At 68.8% G+C, this 20999-nt stretch carries 18 protein-coding genes; 14 read left to right on the top strand and 4 right to left on the bottom strand.

Annotated features, from left to right (window positions below; all coding sequences use genetic code 11):
• Positions 1-14: 14 nt before the first annotated feature.
• From ACXJLH_RS01285 to ACXJLH_RS01245, 9 genes are all read left to right on the top strand, one after another.
• Positions 15-1646 carry a CTP synthase gene (locus ACXJLH_RS01285; protein ID WP_457442218.1) on the top strand — a complete coding sequence of 544 codons (1632 nt, stop codon included), beginning with the start codon at positions 15-17 and terminating at the stop codon, positions 1644-1646.
• Between the two features lie 3 nt (positions 1647-1649).
• Complete coding sequence (kdsA, locus tag ACXJLH_RS01280) at positions 1650-2507, top strand: 3-deoxy-8-phosphooctulonate synthase (RefSeq protein ID WP_457442217.1); 858 nt, start codon at positions 1650-1652, stop codon at positions 2505-2507.
• A gap of 7 nt (positions 2508-2514) precedes the next feature.
• Positions 2515-2802: a DUF1330 domain-containing protein gene (locus ACXJLH_RS01275; RefSeq protein ID WP_457390057.1), complete on the top strand. Its 288-nt coding sequence runs from the start codon at positions 2515-2517 to the stop codon at positions 2800-2802.
• Between the two features lie 5 nt (positions 2803-2807).
• Positions 2808-5465: a DUF2339 domain-containing protein gene (locus ACXJLH_RS01270; protein ID WP_457442216.1), complete on the top strand. Its 2658-nt coding sequence runs from the start codon at positions 2808-2810 to the stop codon at positions 5463-5465.
• A gap of 275 nt (positions 5466-5740) precedes the next feature.
• Positions 5741-6709 (top strand): DUF3999 family protein, encoded by a 969-nt coding sequence (locus ACXJLH_RS01265; protein WP_457442422.1) that lies wholly within the window; start codon positions 5741-5743, stop codon positions 6707-6709.
• 98 nt (positions 6710-6807) lie between these two features.
• Positions 6808-8094, top strand: a complete 1287-nt coding sequence (eno, locus tag ACXJLH_RS01260; RefSeq protein WP_056196812.1) for a phosphopyruvate hydratase — start codon at positions 6808-6810, stop codon at positions 8092-8094.
• Positions 8095-8097: 3 nt separating this feature from the next.
• Entirely contained in the window at positions 8098-8391 is a 294-nt protein-coding gene (locus ACXJLH_RS01255; RefSeq protein WP_056196809.1) for a septum formation initiator family protein, read from the top strand.
• Complete coding sequence (gene pnuC / locus ACXJLH_RS01250) at positions 8391-8999, top strand: nicotinamide riboside transporter PnuC (protein ID WP_457442215.1); 609 nt, start codon at positions 8391-8393, stop codon at positions 8997-8999. The genes ACXJLH_RS01255 and pnuC overlap by 1 nt, the downstream gene beginning before the upstream one ends.
• A 136-nt stretch (positions 9000-9135) precedes the next feature.
• A complete protein-coding gene (locus ACXJLH_RS01245) occupies positions 9136-9651 on the top strand; it encodes an AAA family ATPase (RefSeq protein ID WP_157281485.1) in 516 nt (171 codons plus the stop codon).
• Between the two features lie 3 nt (positions 9652-9654).
• Here the strand turns inward: ACXJLH_RS01245 and ACXJLH_RS01240 are convergent, their stop codons facing one another.
• From ACXJLH_RS01240 to ACXJLH_RS01225, 4 genes are all read right to left on the bottom strand, one after another.
• Positions 9655-10116 (bottom strand): hypothetical protein, encoded by a 462-nt coding sequence (locus tag ACXJLH_RS01240; protein WP_457324366.1) that lies wholly within the window; start codon positions 10114-10116, stop codon positions 9655-9657.
• A 189-nt stretch (positions 10117-10305) separates the two neighbouring features.
• Entirely contained in the window at positions 10306-13896 is a 3591-nt protein-coding gene (locus tag ACXJLH_RS01235) for a hypothetical protein (RefSeq protein ID WP_056196798.1), read from the bottom strand.
• Between the two features lie 140 nt (positions 13897-14036).
• Positions 14037-14996 carry an Hsp33 family molecular chaperone HslO gene (gene hslO / locus ACXJLH_RS01230; protein WP_457442214.1) on the bottom strand — a complete coding sequence of 320 codons (960 nt, stop codon included), beginning with the start codon at positions 14994-14996 and terminating at the stop codon, positions 14037-14039.
• Positions 14993-15517 (bottom strand): gamma carbonic anhydrase family protein, encoded by a 525-nt coding sequence (locus ACXJLH_RS01225; protein WP_457324363.1) that lies wholly within the window; start codon positions 15515-15517, stop codon positions 14993-14995. Before ACXJLH_RS01225 ends, hslO begins: the two co-directional genes overlap by 4 nt.
• Positions 15518-15567: 50 nt before the next feature.
• Between ACXJLH_RS01225 and ACXJLH_RS01220 the strand changes: the two genes are divergently transcribed.
• From ACXJLH_RS01220 to ACXJLH_RS01200, 5 genes are all read left to right on the top strand, one after another.
• Entirely contained in the window at positions 15568-16350 is a 783-nt protein-coding gene (locus ACXJLH_RS01220) for a ferritin-like domain-containing protein (RefSeq protein WP_057299660.1), read from the top strand.
• Positions 16347-17264 carry a DMT family transporter gene (locus tag ACXJLH_RS01215; RefSeq protein WP_457442213.1) on the top strand — a complete coding sequence of 306 codons (918 nt, stop codon included), beginning with the start codon at positions 16347-16349 and terminating at the stop codon, positions 17262-17264. The genes ACXJLH_RS01220 and ACXJLH_RS01215 overlap by 4 nt, the downstream gene beginning before the upstream one ends.
• A gap of 36 nt (positions 17265-17300) precedes the next feature.
• The gene (locus ACXJLH_RS01210) at positions 17301-18617 is read left to right on the top strand and encodes an aminotransferase class III-fold pyridoxal phosphate-dependent enzyme (protein WP_457442212.1); all 1317 of its coding nucleotides are present in this window, start codon (positions 17301-17303) and stop codon (positions 18615-18617) included.
• Positions 18618-18672: 55 nt separating this feature from the next.
• The gene (locus ACXJLH_RS01205; protein ID WP_457442211.1) at positions 18673-19821 is read left to right on the top strand and encodes an esterase-like activity of phytase family protein; all 1149 of its coding nucleotides are present in this window, start codon (positions 18673-18675) and stop codon (positions 19819-19821) included.
• A 152-nt stretch (positions 19822-19973) separates the two neighbouring features.
• Positions 19974-20864 carry a DMT family transporter gene (locus ACXJLH_RS01200; protein WP_457442210.1) on the top strand — a complete coding sequence of 297 codons (891 nt, stop codon included), beginning with the start codon at positions 19974-19976 and terminating at the stop codon, positions 20862-20864.
• The last annotated feature ends 135 nt before the right edge of the window (positions 20865-20999 follow it).

Here is a 20999-nt window from a genome sequence, read left to right as displayed (position 1 = left end):
GCGTGCTGCAAGACATGACCAAATTCGTCTTCGTCACCGGCGGTGTGGTGTCCTCCCTGGGCAAGGGCATCGCGTCGGCCTCCCTGGCTGCCATCCTCGAATCGCGCGGCCTCAAAGTCACCCTGATCAAGCTGGACCCCTACATCAACGTCGACCCCGGCACGATGTCGCCCTTCCAGCACGGTGAAGTCTTCGTCACCGACGACGGCGCCGAAACCGACCTCGACCTCGGCCACTACGAGCGCTTCATCACCACGCGGATGAAGAAGGCCAACAACTTCACGACCGGCCAGATCTACAAGACCGTGCTCGAGAAGGAACGCCGCGGCGACTACCTCGGCAAGACGGTGCAGGTGATCCCGCACATCACCAACGAGATCCAGGAATACATCAAGCGCGGCGCCGAGGGCGTTGACGTGGCCATCGTCGAGATCGGCGGCACGGTGGGCGACATCGAGTCCCTGCCCTTCCTCGAAGCCGTGCGCCAGATGAGCCTGCGCGCCGGCCCGACCAACACGGCCTATGTGCACCTGACCTATGTGCCCTGGATCGCCGCCGCTGGCGAGCTGAAGACCAAGCCGACCCAGCACACGGTGCAGAAGCTGCGCGAGATCGGCATCCAGCCCGACGCGCTGCTGTGCCGCGCCGACCGCCGCATCCCCGACGACGAGCGCGAGAAGATCTCGCTGTTCACCAACGTCGCCGAGTACGGCGTGATCTCGATGTGGGACGTGAACACCATCTACAAGGTGCCGCGCATGCTGCATGAGCAGGGCCTGGACCAGCTCATCTGCACCAAGCTCCAGCTCAACACCAAGAGCACGGACCTGAGGCGCTGGGACACGCTGGTCTACGAGGTCGAAAACCCCAAGACCGAGATCACCATCGCCATGTGCGGCAAGTACACCGACCTGTCGGACTCGTACAAGTCGCTCAACGAGGCGCTGCGCCACGCCGGCATCCACAACCATGCCGGCGTCAAGATCGAGTACGTCGACAGCGAGACGCTGACGCCCGAGACGGTCGACACGCTGGCCAAGTTCGACGCCATCCTCGTGCCCGGCGGCTTCGGCAAGCGCGGCGTGGAAGGCAAGATCCTGGCCGCCCAGTACGCCCGTGAGCACAAGCTGCCTTACCTGGGCATCTGCCTGGGCATGCAGGTCGCGACCATCGAGTACGCCCGCCACATGGCAGGCCTCGAGAACGCCAACTCCACCGAGTTCGATCCCGAGACGCCCCACCCCGTCATCGCGCTGATCGACGAATGGCAGGACGCCGACGGCAGCATCCAGAAGCGTGACGAGAAGAGCGACCTCGGCGGCACGATGCGCCTGGGCGCGCAGAGCTCCGACGTCAAGGACGGCACGCTGGCCCGTGACATCTATGGCCCGATCGTCACCGAGCGCCACCGCCATCGCTACGAGGCCAACGAGCACTACCTCGACCGCCTGCAGAAGGCCGGCCTCGTCATCTCGGCCATCACCCAGCGCGAGAAGCTGACCGAGATGGTCGAGCTGCCGCGCGAGGTGCACCCCTGGTTCGTGGGCGTGCAGTTCCACCCCGAATTCAAGTCCACGCCCTGGGGCGGCCACCCGCTGTTCACGGCCTTCATCAAGGCCGCGCTGGAACACCATCAAAAGGCCTGATCCATGAAGCTTTGCGGATTCGATGTCGGTATCGACCAACCCTTCTTCCTGATCGCCGGGACCTGCTCGATCGAGGGGCTGCAGATGTCGCTCGACGTCGCCGGCCTGCTGAAGGAAGCGTGCACAGCCCTCGGCATTCCGCTGATCTACAAGGGCTCGTTCGACAAGGCCAACCGGTCGTCCGGCACCACCAAGCGCGGTGTCGGCATGGAAGCCGGCCTGAAGATCCTCGACGAGGTGCGCCGCCAGACCGGCCTGCCGGTGCTGACCGACGTGCACGATGCCTCGCAGGTGGCCGAGGTCGCCAGCGTCGTGGACGTGCTGCAGACCCCGGCCTTCCTGTGCCGCCAGACGGATTTCATCCGCGCGGTCGCGCAAAGTGGCAAGCCGGTCAACATCAAGAAGGGCCAGTTCCTCGCGCCCTGGGACATGAAGAATGTCATCGACAAGGCCCGCGCCGCCGCGCGCGAGGTGGGCCTGTCCGAAGACCTCTTCCTAGCCTGCGAGCGTGGCGTCAGTTTTGGCTACAACAACCTGGTCGCCGACATGACCAGCCTGGCCGAAATGCGCAACACCGGCGCGCCGGTGGTCTTCGACGTCACCCACTCGGTGCAGAAGCCCGGTGGCCTCGGCGGCTCCAGCGGCGGTGCCCGCGAGATGGTGCCCGTGCTGGCCCGGGCCGGCGTGGGCGTGGGCGTGGCGGGCCTGTTCATGGAGACGCACCCGAACCCCGCCGAGGCCTTCAGCGACGGCCCCAACGCCGTGCCGCTCAAGCACATGAAGACGCTGCTGGAGCAACTGGTGGCGCTGGATCGCGTCGTCAAGAAGCAGCCTCTGTTGGAGAACGACTTTTCCTGCTGAAAGACCTATGTCTGCCTACATCCTCGCCAACGTCAAGGTCACCAACCCAGCGCAGTACGAGGATTACCGGCGACTCTCGACGCTGGCGATGAAGGAACACGGCGCCGAGGTGCTGGTGCGCGGCGGCAAGACCACGGTGCTCGAAGGCGACTGGACACCCGAGCGTGTCGTGCTGCTGAAGTTCCCCACGCCGGAAGCCGCACAGGCTTTCTATGACTCGCCCGAGTACGGTGTGGCGCGTGAGGCCCGCGAGGGCATCGCCGTCATGCGCATGGTGTTGATCGAAGGCGTTTGAGCCCCGTGGCCGTCGTTGCATTGCTGCTGGGCGCGCTGTTCGGCGGCTTCGCCTCGGAGAGTCTGATCGGCGCGTTTCTCGGCGCCGCGGTGGGCTGGCTGGGCTGGCAGCAGATGCAACAGGGGCGGCGCATCGCCGACCTGGAAAAGCAGCTCACAGCCCGCGGACCGGCGCCGGCGCCGCTGCCCGCTCAACCACCCGCTTCAACGCCCCTTGTGGCCGTGCCTCAGCGGACCGAAGCGGTTGTCGCGCCGTTGCCACCTAACGTCGCGACGCCGGTTGCTGCACCGCCGCCGCCCAGGCCGGCACCCCAACCACCGGCCCCGGCGCCCGTCCCGCGCCGTCCCATCCCCATGCCCGCCTGGGCCCAGCGCCTTGCCGCGGCCAACACCATCGTCAAGGTGGGGCTGGCGATGCTCTTCCTCGGCCTCGTCTTCCTCGCGCGTTTCGCGGCAGAGAACGTCACGGTGCCACTGGAAGTGCGCCTGGCCGGCATCGGTGCCACCGGTATTGCGCTGCTGGTCATTGGCTGGCGCTTGAGGCTGCGCTCGCGCGGCTACGGGCTGCTGCTGCAAGGCGGCGGCGTGGCCGTTGTCTACCTGACGCTGTTTGCCGCCGTGAAGCTGGCCGGCCTGGAGCCGCTCGCACTCGTGTTCGCGCTGATGCTGGCCGTCTCGCTGCTGGCGGCACTGCTGGCCGTCAAGCAGGACGCGCAGGCGCTGGCCGTCGTCGCCGCCCTGGGCGGCTATGCCACGCCGCTGCTGCTGTCCACCGGCGGCGGCGCCATCGCCATGCTGCTCGGCTATGACTTCGTGCTGGGCCTGGGCGTGGCGCTCGTCGCCTGGTTCAAGCACTGGCCGCGCCTGAACCTGATCGCCTTCAGCTTCACCGCCTTCATCGCGAGTGCCTGGGGACTGACGGCCTATACGCCCGCCGACTACGCCGTCGCCCAGGGCTTCCTGATCGCCTTCTGGCTGCTGTTCACCGCCGTGCTGCTGATGCCGGGCCGCCGCGCACAAGCACCCGAGGTCTGGCTGCAAGCCACGCTGTTGTTCGGCGTGCCGGTCTTCGCTTCGGCGATGCAGTACGCGCTGCTCAAGCCCGACTCGATGGCCATCGCCTTTGCTGCGCTGCTGATCGGCGCGGCCTACGCGGGCCTGGCCGCCTGGGTGCGGCGCCGCCCGGCGCATGCCCTGGTGTTCGAGGCTTTCATCGCGCTCGGCGCCGTGTTCGGCACGCTGGTCATTCCATTCGCGCTCAGCGCCGAGGCCACCGCCGGTGCCTGGGCACTGGAAGGTGTCGGCGCCGTCTGGCTGGGCTTGCGCCAAGGCCGGCTGCGCGTACTCGCCAGCGGCCTGGCACTGATGGCGCTGGGCGGCTTCACGCTGCTGTGGTCGATGTCCCGCGGCGACCCCGACGGCCTCCATGCGCCGTCGCAGCTGTTGAATGCGCTCTTGATCGCCGCCGCCGGGCTGGGCGCCTCGCGCTTCCTGGGCCGTGACGACAGCCGGTCGTGGCATTCGGCGGTCGCGTTCACACTGGTCGGCTGGGGCACCGCCTGGCTCGCCGTCGCGGCAGGCATCGTGCTTGACCAGTGGGTGACGGCACCGCACGAGTGGGCCGTCAGCGTCGCGCTGATCGCCGCCATCGGCTTCTTGCTGCTGGGCCTACAGGCGCTGTGGCGCTGGCCCACGGTCGCGTGGCCGACGGCATTGCTGCTGCCGGCTTGGGGCTTGCTGGGCATCCTGGGCACCGTACTGCACGGCGCGCCGTTGTCGGCCGGTGGGCTGTGGGCACTGCCGCTGGCCTGGGTTGCGCAGGCACTCGTGCTGCAACGCACGGCGCCGCACTGGCCCGCGCTGCTGCGCAACGCCACGCATGCCGGCAGCTTGCTGGCATTTGCGCTGCTCGGCGCTCTGCAGGGCCGCCACTGGACGGCCGACCTCGGCGACCCCGGCAGTGCCTGGGGTTGGCTGGGCTGGCTGCTGGTGCCGGCGCTGCTGCTGGCTGCCGTGCTGCGCCAGCAGCGTCGCCCTGCTGATCAACAGGCCTGGCCACTGCGCTTGGCGCCTGCGGCCTATGCCCAGGTGGGCGCTGCCGTGCTGAGCCTGGCACTTTCGGCCTGGGTGCTGATCGCCAACTGGGCCAGCCCCGGCAACGCCCAACCCCTGCCCTACATCCCGGTACTGAACCCGCTCGACCTCGGCATCGCCGCCGCGCTGCTGGCCGTCGTCGCTTGGCTGCGCAGCCCGGCTGCTGCCGCGCTCAAGCTGCCGCCTTCCTCGCTGGCTGTGCCGGCAGCCCTGGCCTTCCTTTGGCTCAACGGCATGCTGATCCGCTGCTTCCATCACTGGGGCGATGTGCCCTATCACGTCGACGGCTGGCTCGAGTCCCGCGGCGTGCAGACCGGCCTGGCACTGCTGTGGAGCGCCCTGGCCCTGGTGCTGATGCTGCTGGGCACGCGCCGCCACCAGCGCGCGCCCTGGCTGGCCGGCGCCGTGCTGCTGGGTGCCGTCGTGCTGAAGCTGATGCTGTTCGACCTGCAGGGCAGCGGCACCGTGCTGCGCATCGTCTCCTTCATCGGCGTGGGCGTGTTGATGCTGGTCATCGGCTATATCGCGCCTTTGCCGGGCTCTACACAAGATGAGAAAAAGCCTTCTTGAGCTGTTGGTGCTGCTGGCCGCCACATCGGCCACAGCCAGCCCGCACCGCGCGCCGGTGCAGATCACCCAACCCGCGCCCTTCCTGACGCTGGATGCCACGGCCGAAGCCTGGCAGCACAGCCTGGGCAGCGACCTGCGCGACTGGCAGCTGCTTGACGCCCAGGGCCGCCGCGTGCCCTTCGCGCTGCTGCCGGACGAGCTGCTGACCATGCCCGAGCGCGAGCTGAAGCTGGCCGCGCTGCCGCCGGCCCCGGTCGCCGCGTCGGCACCACGTCATCGGCTTCCCGCCGGCTGGCTGCTGGACCTGGGCTCGGCCGGCCCAATGGCCGGCCGAGCCCCGCCAACTGCGGCTGCGCTGGCCCACCGACGCCGCAGCTTTCCAGGCCGGCTACCGGCTGGAGACCAGCCCCGACCTGCAAGCCTGGCAAGTGCTGGGAACCGGTCAGTTGCTGGGCCTGCGCACGACCGACGGCGCGCCGCTGGCCCAGCCGCTGGTCACCCTGCCAGGCCGTCCGCAACGCTATCTGCGCCTGGTGTGGGACGACGCCACGCGCGCCGTGCAGCCCGAGGCCGCCTCCCTGCTGGCCCAACCCGCTGGCGCGGCGCCGCAGCAGCTGGTTCGCAGCTCGGCCTTGCCCGCGCAAGATGCCGATGGCGGCTGGGTCATCCCGCTCGGCGGCCCGCAGCCCCTGCTGAGCCTGACGCTGGCCGGCACGCAGGGTACTTGGGTCCTGCCCGTGCAGGTGCAGACGCGCTCAAGCGCGAAAGCACCGTGGCAGACCGTGGCCCGCAGCGTGTTCTACCGCGTGGACCGCGGCGATGCCCCGGCCGACGCCGCACCGGCACTGCCGCTGAACGTGGGAGCGAGCGAGCTGCGGCTGCTGCCGCCACGCGGCACCGCCCTGCCACCCGCCGACAGCCTGCGCCTGGACTGGGCCGTGCGCGTCACCCGCCTCGTGTGGGCTGCCCAGGGCGAACCGCCTTTCAGCCTGCAGGTGGGCGCCGCAGCGCCAGAGACCGGCCCGCACTCGCTGGCCGAAGTGGTGCCCGACTGGCAGCGTGAGCAGGCCCGCCTGGGCCGAGCCCAGCTCGGCGCCTTCACACCCCAGGCCATGCCAGCCGCGGAACCCGCTCTACCCCCGCGCCGCCTGCTGCTGTGGGCCGTGCTGGGCGTGGGCGTGCTGCTGCTCGCGGCCGTCACCTGGCGGCTATGGCGCCAGGGACCGACGCAGCCCAGCACTTAAACTCCCGCCCCAACGCACCGGCCGCTTGTTGTGACACGGTAACGCCCGCTTGGCACACTTGCGCCCGCCCGAATTTTTCATTTCCAGGAGACAACCCCATGAGCGCAATCGTTGACATCGTCGGTCGAGAAATCCTCGACAGCCGCGGCAATCCCACCGTCGAATGCGACGTGCTGCTGGAGTCCGGCGTCATGGGCCGCGCGGCCGTGCCGTCGGGTGCGTCCACCGGTTCGCGCGAGGCCATCGAGCTGCGCGACGGCGACAAGAGCCGTTACCTGGGCAAGGGCGTGCTGAAGGCCGTCGAGCACATCAACACCGAGATCTCCGAGGCCGTGCTGGGCCTGGACGCCTCCGAGCAGGCCTTCCTGGACAAGACCCTGATCGACCTCGACGGCACCGAGAACAAGAGCCGCCTGGGCGCCAACGCCATGCTGGCCGTGTCAATGGCCGTGGCCCGCGCCGCGGCGGAAGAGTCGGGCCTGCCGCTGTACCGCTACTTCGGCGGCATGAACGGCTGCCAGCTGCCGGTGCCGATGATGAACGTCATCAACGGCGGCGCCCACGCCAACAATTCGCTGGACCTGCAGGAGCTGATGATCGTCCCCGTGGGCGCGCCGAGCTTCCGTGAAGCGCTGCGCTGGGGCGCCGAGGTCTTCCACGCGCTGAAGAAGATCCTGCACGACAAGGGCATCTCCACCGCCGTGGGCGACGAAGGCGGCTTCGCACCCAGCGTCGAGAGCCATGAGGCAGCCATCCAGCTGATCCTGCAGGCCATCGACAAGGCCGGCTATCGCGCTGGCGACCAGATCGCCATCGCCCTGGACTGCGCCGCGAGCGAGTTCTACAAGGACGGCAAGTACGTGCTCGAAGGCGAAGGCGGCATCCAGCTGACCGCGCAGGAGTGGACCGACATGCTGGCCACCTGGGTCGACAAATACCCCATCATCTCCATCGAAGACGGCATGGCCGAAGGCGACTGGGACGGCTGGAAGATCCTGACCGACCGCCTGGGCAAGAACGTGCAGATCGTTGGTGACGACCTGTTCGTCACCAACACCAAGATCCTGCAGGAAGGCATTTCCAAGGGCATCGCCAACTCGATCCTGATCAAGATCAACCAGATCGGCACGCTGACCGAGACTTTCGCCGCCATCGAGATGGCCAAGCGCGCGGGCTACACCGCCGTCATCTCGCACCGTTCGGGTGAGACCGAGGACAGCACCATCTCCGACATCGCCGTCGGCCTGAATGCCGGCCAGATCAAGACCGGCTCGCTGTCGCGCTCGGACCGCATGGCCAAGTACAACCAGCTGCTGCGCATCGAGGAAGACCTGGGCGACGTCGCCTTCTATCCAGGCCGCGCCGCCTTCTACAACCTCAAGTAAAGCTTGAAGGCGCTTGCCGCGGTCCTGGCGATCTTCCTGATCGCCATCCAAGCCCAGCTCTGGGTGGGCCGGGGCAGCATTCCGCACGTCGCTCAGCTCCGGGAGGAACTGAGCCAGGCCCAGGCCGACAACGACAAGGCCCGGGCCCGCAACGCCCAGTTGCAGGCCGAACTGCGTGATCTGCGCGAAGGCCTGGAGATGGTCGAGGAGAAGGCCCGCTTCGAGCTGGGCATGATCAAGTCCGACGAAGTTTTCGTGCCGCTGGCGCCGGCTGCAGCGTCTTCCATCAAGCGCTGATGCTCGCCACCATCTGGACGGCGCTTCTTGCGCCGGCCTTCACAGCATTCGGCAGCCCCATCTCCTGGCTGGAGCTGGTGGCCTTCGTGCTGGCCGTCTGGATGGTGGTCTGCAATATGCGCGTCCACCTGCTGGCCTGGCCGCTGGCCCTCATCAGCTCGCTGATGTATTTCGCGCTGTTTCTGGACGGCAAGCTCTACGGCGAGGCCGGGCTGCAGTTGGTGTTCGCAGCACTGGCGCTGTGGGGTTGGTGGCAATGGCGCTTTGGCCGCACGCGCGAGGGCGAGGCGCTGAAGGTACGCCGCCTCGGCCTGCAAGGCCTCGTCAAGCCCGCGCTGCTGACGCTGGCCGCCTGGCCCTTGCTCGGCGTCTTTCTCGCGAAGAACACCGACAGCCCCCTTCCCTACTGGGATGCTTTCCCCACCGTCGCCAGCCTGCTTGGCCAATGGCTGCTGGCGCGCAAGTACGAAGAGAACTGGCCGACCTGGATCGTCGTCAACGTGGTCAGCGTCGTGCTCTTTGGCCTCAAGGGCTACTGGTTGACCGTGATCCTCTACGCGGGCTTCATCCCGATGAGCGTGATCGGCTGGCGCGCCTGGAGAAAATGAGCTCACCCCCTACGCCGCGCTGCGCGCGCCCCCTTCGAGGGGGCACTGCCAGTGGCCCGGCAAAGCCGGTTCCACGGCAGTCGCTTGGCCAGCCACCACACGGCGAACTTGGCCACGCACAATTTGCGGAGCCTTCATGGCAAGGATGATTGCCTTGTTGGGTGCCGAATGCACCGGCAAGTCCACGCTGGCCGAGGCGCTGGCGGCCCGCTTCAATGCCGGGCTCGTCAGCGAATACCTGCGCGAATGGTGCGACGCCCATGGCCGCACACCGCTGCAGCACGAGCAGGCCCACATCGCTGCCGAGCAGGCCGCGCGCATCGAGGCCGCGGCGCGGGCGCATGAACTGGTCTTCTGCGACACCACGCCGCTGATCACGGCACTGTGCAGCCAGCACTACTTCGGCGACGACAGCCTGCTCGTCCCCGCGCTGGCCTTCCAGCGCCGCTGCGCGCTGACGCTGCTGTGCGCGCCTGACCTCCCCTGGCTGGCCGACGGCATCCAGCGCGACGGCCCCGAGGTGCGGTCGCGCTTCGACGGCCGGTTGCGCGCAGCACTGTCGGCCCAGGGCCTGCCCTGGGTCGACATCTGCGGCGACGAAGCGAGCCGTCTCGCTCAGGCCGCGCAGGCCGTGGGCGCACCGGCCCGCTGAGCTTCACTTCGCCTGCAACTGCGACAGCGCGTCGACGGATCGATTGACGGCGCGGTCCAGCGTGGCGGCCAGTGGCGTGCCGGCATTTTCGGCGGAGATCGCCGACAGCTTGGCCGCAAAGCCCAGGTGCAACTCGGCCAGCCAGTTCGGATGCGGATCGGGCTCGGGCACGGGCGGCCAACCAACGGGGAACTTGATCTTGCGCGGTTGCGTGGGGCACCAGTCGTCCAGATCCTGGCCCATGGTCTTCCAGTTCAGGCCCAGTCGGTCGCTCACCCAGGCCATGTGGGCGAACTCCTGCGCCAGCGCCGCGCCTATGTGCTCGGGCGGCAGCGGCTGGGGATTCAATGCCACGGCGCTGACGCGATCATGCACGGACAAGCCCTGGGGCCCGCGTGGGATGACGTCGAAGATGGCCGGTAGCCGGCGGCCGATCAGGGCCAGCAGTCGTTGATCGGATGTCATGCTTCACTCCAGTGACCGGCATGGAACGGCGATGCCGGGAGCGCCCGACGGGGGCCTCGAATCGGGGCGGCCGCTCTAACAGGCTAGTCGCCCTGACAGCAAACACCATCGTATGGAGGGGGGAAGTGCAGACCGGTCGGCCCGCGGTTCTAGGGCTTGAAATTGCCAGATCGCATCAGCGCCGCTGTTCTAGCGGCCGAGCAGCAGGTAGTCGAACAGCTGCGTACCGCCCGCTCCCCCCAGGGGCACGAGGATGGCCTTGAGCAGGGGCTGGTCGAAGAAGGAGGCGAACGCACCGCACTGCTCGTTCTCGACCGACACGATCAGCCGCTTGTAGGGCTCGACGAGGTCGGACAGCGGTTTGCCGCTGCCCGCCAGCCAGCGCAGATCGGCCTGCATGGACGCCAGCGCCCGGCGGCGCGTCGTCTCGGCGGCGCGCTTGAGCAGCAGCGTCAGGCCGATGAGCGCGGCGATGTAGAAGCTGACGCCGACGGCGATGGCCGGCGTCAGCGACCAGTTGTCGAACAGCCGGCTGCGCGCGACGACCAGCAACGCCAGCACGACGAACGGACCGATGACGAGGCGGGCCACCGGCGTGCTGCGCCGAGCCACGACCTGGATGTCGATCCAGTCGTCGAGCAGCGTGTGCACCGCGAAGCCGCCGCCGTCCTTGCTGCGGTCCTCGGGCCGGGCGCTGAAGCGCTGCGCCCACAAGGCCCTGTGCTCCTCGCCCAGGGACTTGGCAAACATCTCGATAGTGCTTTCGGGATAGAAAGTGCGCCCGGCATTCATGTGATGCACGAAGCGCACCAGCAGCACCGTCGCGTCGGCCACCGCGACGATGAGCAGCGGCAGCAGCAGCAGGATGGCGTAGAGCGTGGCACTCACCATCTGGCGGTGCTCGTCGCCGCGCACGGGCACCTCGGGAATCTGCCCTTCGGACAGGCACAGGAAGAGCAGCCCGACGCAGCTCAGCGTGAGCCCGTACCAGACCAGGGTGCGTGCGGCGCGCGGGCGGGCCTCGCCGCGCTCGCCGTACTCCTGCCAGAGCTCGTCAAAGTCGCAGCTGTAGCCGACGCCGGGCTTCCAGAACAACACGCTGACATGCTCGAACCAGCCGCGCAACAGCTGGCGCATGTCGCTGCGCACGACGGGCTTGGGCACGGGCCGCGGCAGCCGCAGCCAGTCGGAGTCGTGGCGGAGCTGGTTGAGCGAGTCGGCCCAGGCCCAGTCCAGCGTCCACAGGATGGCGAACAGCGCCAGCAGGTGGATGAGATGCGAAGGCCAGGCGCTGACGCCTTCCAGCCAGGCCACCGGCTCGCAGCTGTCGCAGACGCCGGCCTGGTTCCATCCGCCGGCCGGCCAGGCCAGCCACAGCCAGACCCCCACCACCAGCAGCACGACGACGAGATGCAGGCGGTCGACGCCAGCGCGCTGGTCGGGCGGCGCTGGCTGCTCGCGCCGCGCCAGCAGCAAAGCCGGCAGCACGGCCAGCAGTGCCCCGAAAGCAGCCAGGCTGGCCAGCAGCAGGGCATGAACGAAACCGAGCTGGCTGGGCAGCAGGAATTCGATGAGGCTGGCCAGCACGTAGGCGAACACGCCGGCATGCAGGGCCACCAGCACGATGGACGTCATGTCCATCTGCGGCTGGTTGTCCATCGTCGGCTCGCGCAGGAAGACACGGCGCGCCTGCCGGATCGCCGGCGTGGACGGCCAGACAAGCAGCGCGCAACTCATCACGACCACCATCAGCACGGCCAGGCCGTGGCGCCCCGCGCTCGGTGGCGTCGGCTGGGCCTCCAGCGCATAGCCAGCCAGCGGCACTGCGCTGGAACGGCCCACCTCGTACAGCGAGGGCTTCTGCAGGGCCGGCTCCAGCGACAGCCTCTCGTCGCGCTTGCAGCTCTCGCTGCGGCAGCCGGCCCGGCGGGCGGCGGCATAGGTGCTGGCCTGGTAGATGTCGCGCAGCGGCGGCGTGCCGGCCTGCAGGTCGACGGCGCCGTGCGGTGCCCCTGCCGCGGGCGGGTAGAAGGCCAGGGGCAGGCTGCTGGCAACAACCAGGTTGCGCGTGAAAGCCTGGGTGCGGGGGTGCAGATAGCGCGCGTCCATGTCCGTCGTGAAGAACATGCGGTCGGAGAAATCCTCGTGCAGGGCCTGCAGAACGAGCAGCTTGTCGTGCACGTCGTTGGCAAAGATGCCGATGGCACCGATGGGCAGGCGGCTTGAGTCGGCCTCGCTGCGCTTGAGCCCGGCTCCGAGGCGGCGCAGATAGTCGAGCTGGTCACGGCTCTCGGGCCATTCCAGCGGCGCGCTCTTGGCCGCCGGCCCGGCTGCGGCGGCGGTGCCGGCCTCGCGCGTCGTGATGCCGTCGATGCCACGGAAGAAATAGATGACCTCGATCTTCAGCGGCTGGCTCTGCGGCCGCCCCTCGGGCAGGCGGTAGCGCAGCTCGCTGACCAGGGACTGGGCATAGAGGGAATCCCGCTCGGCAACGATGACGACGCGCCGGCCCTCATGCGGCAGGCGCAGGCCGAGCTCGGCGACGATGCGCTTGATGAGCTCGGCGTCGGTACCGATGGTGCGCACCATCTGCACCGGCCGCACCGGGTTGACGCCGGTGATGCGGTTGAACTGGTCGGTGACGAAGGACTCGAGCTTCTGGTCGCTGAGCTCCGCGATCATGCTGTTGGGCGCCGTCGAGGCCGAGTTGTAGAACTCGGCACGCGACAGCAGCTCGTAGCCCTCCTGCAGGTCGGGCGCGAGACCCCGCACGGCACCCGCCACGCCCGAGCTGCAGCGTGCGGCCGCCGCGCTGGCCGCAGGGCTGAGGGCATCGGCGGCGGCGTTCTTGCGGTCGGCCGCGCAGCGCAGGTCCATCAGTGCGGCGCGCAGCGCGTCGGTCGACGAAGGGCCGATGACGGCCAGGCTGGGCAGGCGCTGCCCGTCTGATCCACCCGGTGCCGCAAGGTCGCGGGCCGGCCTGCCCATCAGCTGCTGGGTCAGCCGGGCCAGGGCATCCAGCTTGCGGTTGGGCAGGGAATTCTCGTCCACCCACAGCAAGGCGATCTGGCCATAGCGGCGCGGCTTGTCGGCCTTGGCATCGCCCTCGCCGTCGGGCTTGCGGCGGTGCTCCGAGCGCGCCGACAACAGCTCGTAGGGCACGACGAAGTTGTCCTTGGCCGCGCGCGCCTGCTTGTCGGCGGCAGCGGGCCGGGAGGCCGCCGATGCTGCTGAAGCCACTGACGCCGCCTCGGCCGGAGCGGCCGCCTCCAGCAGGTTGAACTCCAGCAGGCTGAGCCGCTCCGCGTTGTCGGGCACATAGTCCTGGGCCAGCAGGCCGGCCAGCGTCGCGTAGCGCACACGCCGCCGCGCCTCCTCGGCACCCACGAAATCGGCGCCGGGCAGCAGGCCCATGATGATGAGGGTGTCGTCCAGGCGCTGGTCGTGGTCGCGGTCCAGCTTGGCCAGCATGCGCTGCGGGTCACGCACCTCGGCCACGCGGTCGCGGCAGTCGATGTCCAGGGTTTGCGAGGTTTGCTTGCGCACGCGCTCGCAGCGCTCCGCCCGTTCCGTCTCGTAGCGGCGCAGCGCAGTGAACGGGTCTTCCCAGAGGCGGGCGTTGACGTCCAGATCCGGGTCCAGCGGCGCCTGGGCGCGGGCCTTCTCGGCGGGCCGCAGCGGTTCGAAGGCATGGGGCACGAGCTGGGTGCTGGCCACGAAGGCCACCAGCACCGCGGCACTTGCCCACGGGAAGCTGCCAAATCCGCCCTTGTCGGCCACAGTCGCCTCCTGGCCCTTTCAAGAAGGGGCCAAAAGGCGAAAGTCTCAGCTCGGGGCAGTGGCGTCAATCACTAGGCTGCCGGGCATCCTCAGAAGGCATGAGGCCCGTTGCGCAATGGAAACGCTGAACGACCTCAGAACTATTGAAGCGTGCCTTCGGCGCCGTCCGGCTGGCGTCCGGCGGGCGTGAACAGCGCGCCGACATCCACCGCGTCGAAGCGGTAGTGCCGGCCGCAGAAGTCGCAGCCGATCTCGATCTCGCCGCGCTCGGCCAGCACGCTGTCGGCCTCGTCGCGGCCCAGGCCGCGCAGCATCTGGCTCACACGCTCCCGCGAGCAAGTGCAGGCGAAATGCGGCGCCTGGGGCTCGAAACGGGTCACCGTCTCCTCCCAGAACAGGCGGCGCAGGATGGTGTCGGCGTCCAGCGTCAGCAGCTCCTCGGCGGTCAGCGTGCCCGCGAGGATGGCGACGCGGTTGAAGCCCTCGGACAGCCCGATGTCATCCTCGTTGCGTTTTCCTTCGAGGTTGCCCTCGCCTTCGACCGGCAGCCGCTGGATCAACAGGCCGGCGGCGATGTCGCCATTGGCGGCCAGCACCAGCCGGGTGTCGAGCTGCTCGGACTGCAGCATGTAGTGCTCCAGCACCTCGGAGAGCTTGTACAGGGGCTCGCGGTGGTCGCCGTGCAGGGGCACGACGCCCTGGTAGGGCTGCTGGCCGGGGAACTTGTCCTTGGGATCGAGCGTGATCGCGCAGCGGCCCTGGCCGTGCACGTTCAGCATGCTGGGCAGGTCGGCCCCGGGAGCGAGCTCGCCGATGCACTTGGCCGTCGCGCGAAAGCTCAGATCGGGCTGAGCCTCGGCCACGGCGAGCTTGACCGGGCCGTCGCCAAAGATCTGCAACACCAGCGCGCCGTTGAACTTGATGTTGGCCTGCATCAGCACCGCTGCGGCGCTCATCTGGCCGAGCAGGTCGCGCAGTTCGGGCGGGTACTCCTGGCCGGGCTCGCGGCGGCTAAGCACCTCGCGCCAGGCGTCGGTCAGCCGCACCAGCATGCCGCGCACCGGCAGGCCGTCGAACAGGAATTTGTGCAGTTCACTCATCGGATTCTTTTCAGGCCGGCCGCATAACGGCGACCGTTGTTGACGTAATGGGCCGCGCTGGCCTTGAGCCCGGCGACCTGCGCCTCGCTCAGTTCACGCACGACCTTGGCCGGCGCGCCGACGATCAGCGAGCCGTCCGGGAATTCCTTGCCTTCGGTCACCAGCGCGCCGGCGCCGACGATGCAGTTGCGGCCGATGCGCGCGCCATTCAAGACCACCGCGCCGATGCCGATGAGGCTTTCGTCGCCGACCGTGCAGCCGTGCAGCATGACCTGATGGCCCACGGTGACGTTCTGACCGAGGACGAGCGGGAAGCCATGGTCGGCATGCAGCACCGAGCCGTCCTGGACGTTGCTGCCCGCGCCAATCGTCAGCGTGTCGCTGTCGCCGCGCAGCACGGCGTTGAACCAGATGCTGACGCCTTCGCCCAGCGTCACGCGGCCGATGACCTCGGCGCTGTCGGCCACCCAGGCGGAATCAGCCACGTCGGGGAGGTGCTCGTCGAGCTGGTAAATCGCCATCGCGGCCTCGCGCAAAACGCGCAAAAGGGCGGATTTTAGAATCCCGGGCAATGTCCGACCTCCGCCTGGCCACGCTCGGCCCCCTCCTGATTGCCGATGCGCCCGCCAAGGCCGCCGCCACGCTGACGCTTGACGCCGCCCTGCCGGTCGATACCGGCGCGCTGATTCCCGAGCCCGGCGGCATTCCGGGGCGGCCCGCGCGCCCGCGCCTGGTCGAGCACATCACGCTCAAAGGTCCATCGCTGCGCACGCCGGCCGGCATCGCGGCCCTGGTGCACGCCATCGCCCACATCGAGCTGAATGCCATCGACCTGGCCCTGGACATCTGCTGGCGCTTCCCCGGCATGCCCGAGGCCTTCTACCGCGACTGGCTGCGCATCGCCCAGGAAGAAGCCAAGCACTTCACGCTGCTGCGCGAGCATCTGCTGACGCTGGGCTTCGACTACGGCGACTTCGACGCCCACAACGCGCTGTGGGACATGGCCGAGCGGACGAAACACGATTTGCTCGCCCGCATTGCCCTCGTGCCGCGCACGCTGGAGGCACGCGGGCTGGACGCCTCGCCCGCCGTCAAGCGCAAGCTCGTCGGCGCCGGCGACAAACGCGCCGGCGAGATCCTCGACATCATCCTGCACGACGAGATCGGCCATGTGCTGGCCGGCAACCGCTGGTACCGCTTCCTGTGCGAGCAACGCGGCCTGGACCCGATCGCGACCTACGCCGAACTCGCCACCCTTCATCAGGCGCCCAAGCTGCGCGCGCCCTTCAATCTCGAAGCCCGCCGCGCGGCCGGCTTCGATGAAGCGGAACTGGCCGCGCTGGCTCGCCCATGACGCGGTTCCAAGCCAATCTGCTGCTCACCTTCGTCGCGCTGATCTGGGGCTCGGCCTTCGTCGCGCAAAGTCGCGGCATGGCCGACGTCGGCCCCCTGCTCTTCACCGGCGTGCGCTTCCTGATCGGCTCTCTGGTCGTGCTGCCGCTGGCCGTGCTGGAGTGGCGCCGCCTGGGCCGCGAAGGCCGGCCGCTGGTGAAGCTGGACGGCATTCACATTGCCGGCCTGGGCCTCCTGATGACGCTTGGCGCTGTCATGCAGCAGGTCGGCATCCAATACACCAGCGTGACCAACGCCGGCTTCCTGACCGCCGTCTATGTGCCTCTCGTGCCGGTGCTGGCCTGGCTGCTGCTGCGCCAGGTGGCGCACTGGTCGGTCTGGCCCGCGGCGGCGGGTTGCCTGGTGGGCGCCTTTCTGCTGTCGGGCGCGCATGAGCTCCACATCGGCCTGGGCGACCTCTGGGTGGCCGGCTCGGCCATCCCCTGGGCGGTGCATGTGCTGATGGTGGGCCGCTGGGCCGACCGCATGGGCGCGCCCTTTCTTGTAGCCAGTGGCCAGTTCGCTGTCTGCGGCGTGCTGTCGCTGATCGCGGCCTTCGGCATGGAGCCGGTGCACTGGAGCGGCCTGGTCGCTGCCGCCTGGCCCATTGCCTACACCGGCATCGTCTCGGTCGGCATTGCCTTCACGGCCCAGGTGGTGGCCCAGCGCTACGCCCATGCGGCGGACGCGGCCATCATCCTGTCGGCCGAGACCCTGTTCGCTGCCGCCTTCGGCTATGCGCTGCTCGGCGAACGGCTCAACACCGCCGGGCTGATCGGCTGCGGCCTGATGCTCGCCTGCATCCTGCTCGTGCAGCTGACGCCGCTGGTGAGAACCCTGAGGCAACGGCAAATTCTGACCAACCCGTCAAATTGACTCTAGACTTTGGGCTCCTTTGTCGAGGAGCCCCGCATGAGCGCTGACGTTTCCAAGCTTGACGCCTATTGGATGCCCTTCACTGCCAACCGGCAGTTCAAGCAGGCGCCGCGTCTGCTGACGCAAGCCGATGGCATGTATTTCCGCGACGACAAGGGCCGCGAGATCCTCGACGGCATCGCCGGCCTGTGGTGCGTCAACGCGGGCCACAACCGCGCCAAGATCGTCAAGGCCATCCAGGAGCAGGCCGCGGAGCTGGACTTCGCACCGCCCTTCCAGATGGGCCACCCCAAGGCCTTCGAGCTGGCCGAGCGGCTGGCGGCCATCGCGCCCACGGGCATGAACCGCGTGTTCTTCACCAACTCGGGCTCCGAGTCAGTGGACACCGCGCTCAAGATGGCCATCGCCTACCACCGCGTGCGCGGCGAAGGCGCCCGCACCCGCCTGATCGGCCGCGAGCGCGGCTACCACGGCGTCAACTTCGGCGGCATCTCGGTGGGCGGCATGGTGGCCAACCGCAAGATGTTCGGCAGCCTGCTGGCCGGTGTGGACCACATCCGCCACACGCACGACCCGGCGCGCAACGCCTTCTCGGTCGGCGTCCCGCCGCATGGCGCCGAGTTCGCCGAGGACCTGGAGCGCCTGGTCGCCCTGCATGATGCGTCGACGATTGCCGCCGTGATCGTCGAGCCCGTGGCCGGCTCCACGGGCGTGCTGCTCCCGCCCCAGGGCTATCTGCAGCGCCTGCGCGAGATCTGCGACAAGCACGGCATCCTGCTGATCTTCGACGAGGTCATCACCGGCTTCGGCCGCACCGGCAAGCCGTTTGCCGCCCAGACCTTTGGCGTGACGCCCGACCTGATGACGGTGGCCAAGGGCATCACCAACGGCTGCGTGCCGATGGGCGCCGTGTTCGCGCAGCAGAAGATCCACGACGCCTTCATGACCGGACCCGAGCACCTCATCGAGTTCTTCCACGGCTACACCTACTCGGCCCACCCACTGGCCTGCGCGGCCGGCATCGCGACGCTGGACACCTATGCCGACGACGACCTGCTGACCCGCGCCGCGCGCATGGAAGGCGAGTTCGCCAAGGCCCTGCACTCGCTGCGCGAGGAGCCCAATGTCATCGACGTGCGCAACATCGGCCTGGTCGGCGGCATCGAGTTGAAGCCGCTGGACGGCCAGCCGGCCAAGCGCGCCTTCAACGTCTTCCTGGACTGCTGGGACAAGGGCCTGCTGATCCGCACGACCGGTGACACCGTGGCGCTGTCGCCGCCGCTCATCATCGAGAGTGGCCACATCGAACGCATCGTCGACACGCTCAGAGGCGCCCTGCGCCGCGCCGCATAATCCGCGCCCCGTGGCGGCAGTACCGGCGCCGCGGCCCCGCCCTGGAGTTTTCCCAATGAAATGGCTACTCGCCCTGCTGCTTGCAGGGTCCGCCCACGCACAGACCCTGAACTACATCGGCCAGCAGATCGTGCCGACGAGTGCAAGCTTCCGCGGGGTGCCGGTCGGTGGCCTGTCCAGCATCGACTATGTGCCCGCCACCGGCCGCTACCTGGCCATCTGCGATGACCGCAGCGACCGCGCGCCGGCGCGCTACTACGAACTGAGCCTGGACCTGTCCAAGTTCCGCCGCAGCGCCAACCCCGGTGAGGCCGGCGTGGCCTGGGTCAGCATGACCACCATTCTCGACCTCGACGGCCAGCCCTTTGGCCGCAACCAGGTCGACCCCGAGAGCCTGCGCCTGGACGCCAAGCGCAACCTCATCTACTGGGCCAACGAGGGCCAGCGCGTCTCCAGCTCCTTGCAGAACCCGACCGTGCGCCGCATGAGCCCCGACGGCAAGCCGGCCGGCGAATTCCCGGTACCGGGCTACTACAACCCCCTGGGCAGCGCCGGCGGCATCACGCCCGGCGACGTGGGCGTCTACAACAACCTCGCCTTCGAGAGCATCGCCATCACGCCCGACGGCAAGACGCTGTGGACGATGAGCGAGAACGGCCTGGCCCAGGACAGCCTGCCCACGGCCGTAGGCCGCGGCAGCCGCGCGCGCATGCTGTCCTTCGACCTGGACAGCGGCAAGGCCGGCGCCGAATACATCTACGACGTCGGTCCCGTACCCTTCCCGCCGGCGCGCCAGGGCGATTTCGCCACCAACGGCGTGCCCGACATGCTGGCCCTGTCGACCCATGAGTTCATCGTCATCGAGCGCGCCTTCGCCGTCGGCGCCGTGACGCCGGGCATCGCGGCGCTGACCAAGCAGCCCACCAGCAACACCATCAAGCTCTACCTGATCGACACACGCGGCGCGACCGATGTGTCGGGTTGGTCCAGCATCAAGGGCCACGAGGTCGTGCCCGTCAAGCGCACCATGCTGCTGGACCTGTCGTCGCTGAAGAACGACGACGGCAGCGTGCTGGCCCTGGACAACATCGAAGGCATCACGTTCGGTCCGATGCTGGAAGGCAAGCGCACGCTGATCCTGGTGTCCGACAACAACTTCAATCCCGCGCAGTTCACGCAGTTCCTGGCCTTCACGGTTGAATGAGCCCCTCGCCCAGTCTTGCGCCGGCTGAACGCCGGCAGGCCTGGTCGGTCCCCCGCGGGGACGGCGATGCTTGCGGCATTGAGCCGCAAGCACATCGCCAAAGCGGGCCGGCTAGGGAGCGGCCCGGCGCTCGGCCCGAAAGCCAATAGCAAATGCATCCCGTCCCCTGGCGCGCCTACGCGCTGCTGGCAGCTAGCACCAGCCTGGTCGGCAGCTATGTCGGCCTGTCCAAGCTACTGGTGGCGGCCTTTCCCATCTTCCTGCTCGCCGGCCTGCGCTTCGGCTTCGCGGCCGTGCTGATGCTGCCCTGGCTGAAGAAGCCCGCCCACGAAGCGCCGCTGGATGCGCGTTCGCGCTGGTTGCTCTTCCTCGAATCCTTCCTCGGCAACTTCCTGTTCTCCATCTGCATGCTGTTCGGGCTGCGGCAGAGTTCGGCCGTCGTCGCCGGCGTCATCATGGCCGGCATCCCGGCGGCGGTGGCGCTGCTGAGCTGGGCCTTTCTGCGTGAGCGCCTCGGCGGCCGCGTGCTGGCCGGCATCGCCTGCGCGGTGGGTGGCATTGCGCTGGTGGCCGGTGGCAAGCAGGGCGGCGCGGAAACGACACCGGTGGGTGCCCTGCTGCTGCTCGCGGCCGTGTTCTGCGAGGGCTGCTATGTCGTCATCGGCAAGAAGCTGACCGCTGGCCTGGGCCCGAAGCGCATCAGCGCCCTGATCAACCTCTGGGGCCTGGTGCTCGTCGCGCCACTGGCCATCTGGCAGGCCCTGAGCTTCGATTTCGGCGCGCCGCGCGTGCTGGACTGGGCGCTGCTGGGCTACTACGCCGCCACGGCCAGCGTCATCACCGTCTGGCTGTGGATGGCTGGCCTGAAGGGGTTGCCGGCGGCCAAGGCGGGGGTCTTCATGGTCTTTCTGCCAATCAGCACGGCCCTGATCGGCCTGGCTCTCGGTGAATCCATCTCCGCCCTTCAGGCCCTGGCCTATGGCCTGGCCTTATTGGGTGTGCTGCTGGCGACATGGCCGGCCAAGGAGCCAGCGAGGCCGTGAGCGCGGCCCGCGCCGGGGCGAGTTGCGGTGGCCGGCAAGGCGCAGGTGACGCGGCGTGGCGGGCGCCACGCAAGGAGCCGGCAACGCCGCCGGGTGCCGCAAATCGCCCCGGCCCTCCGGGTTGGGTCTGGCGTG

This window comes from Roseateles sp. P5_E4, from assembly GCF_054049255.1.
The sequence above is the reverse complement of the archived record's forward strand: the minus strand, read 5'-3'. Positions and strand labels throughout refer to the sequence as shown.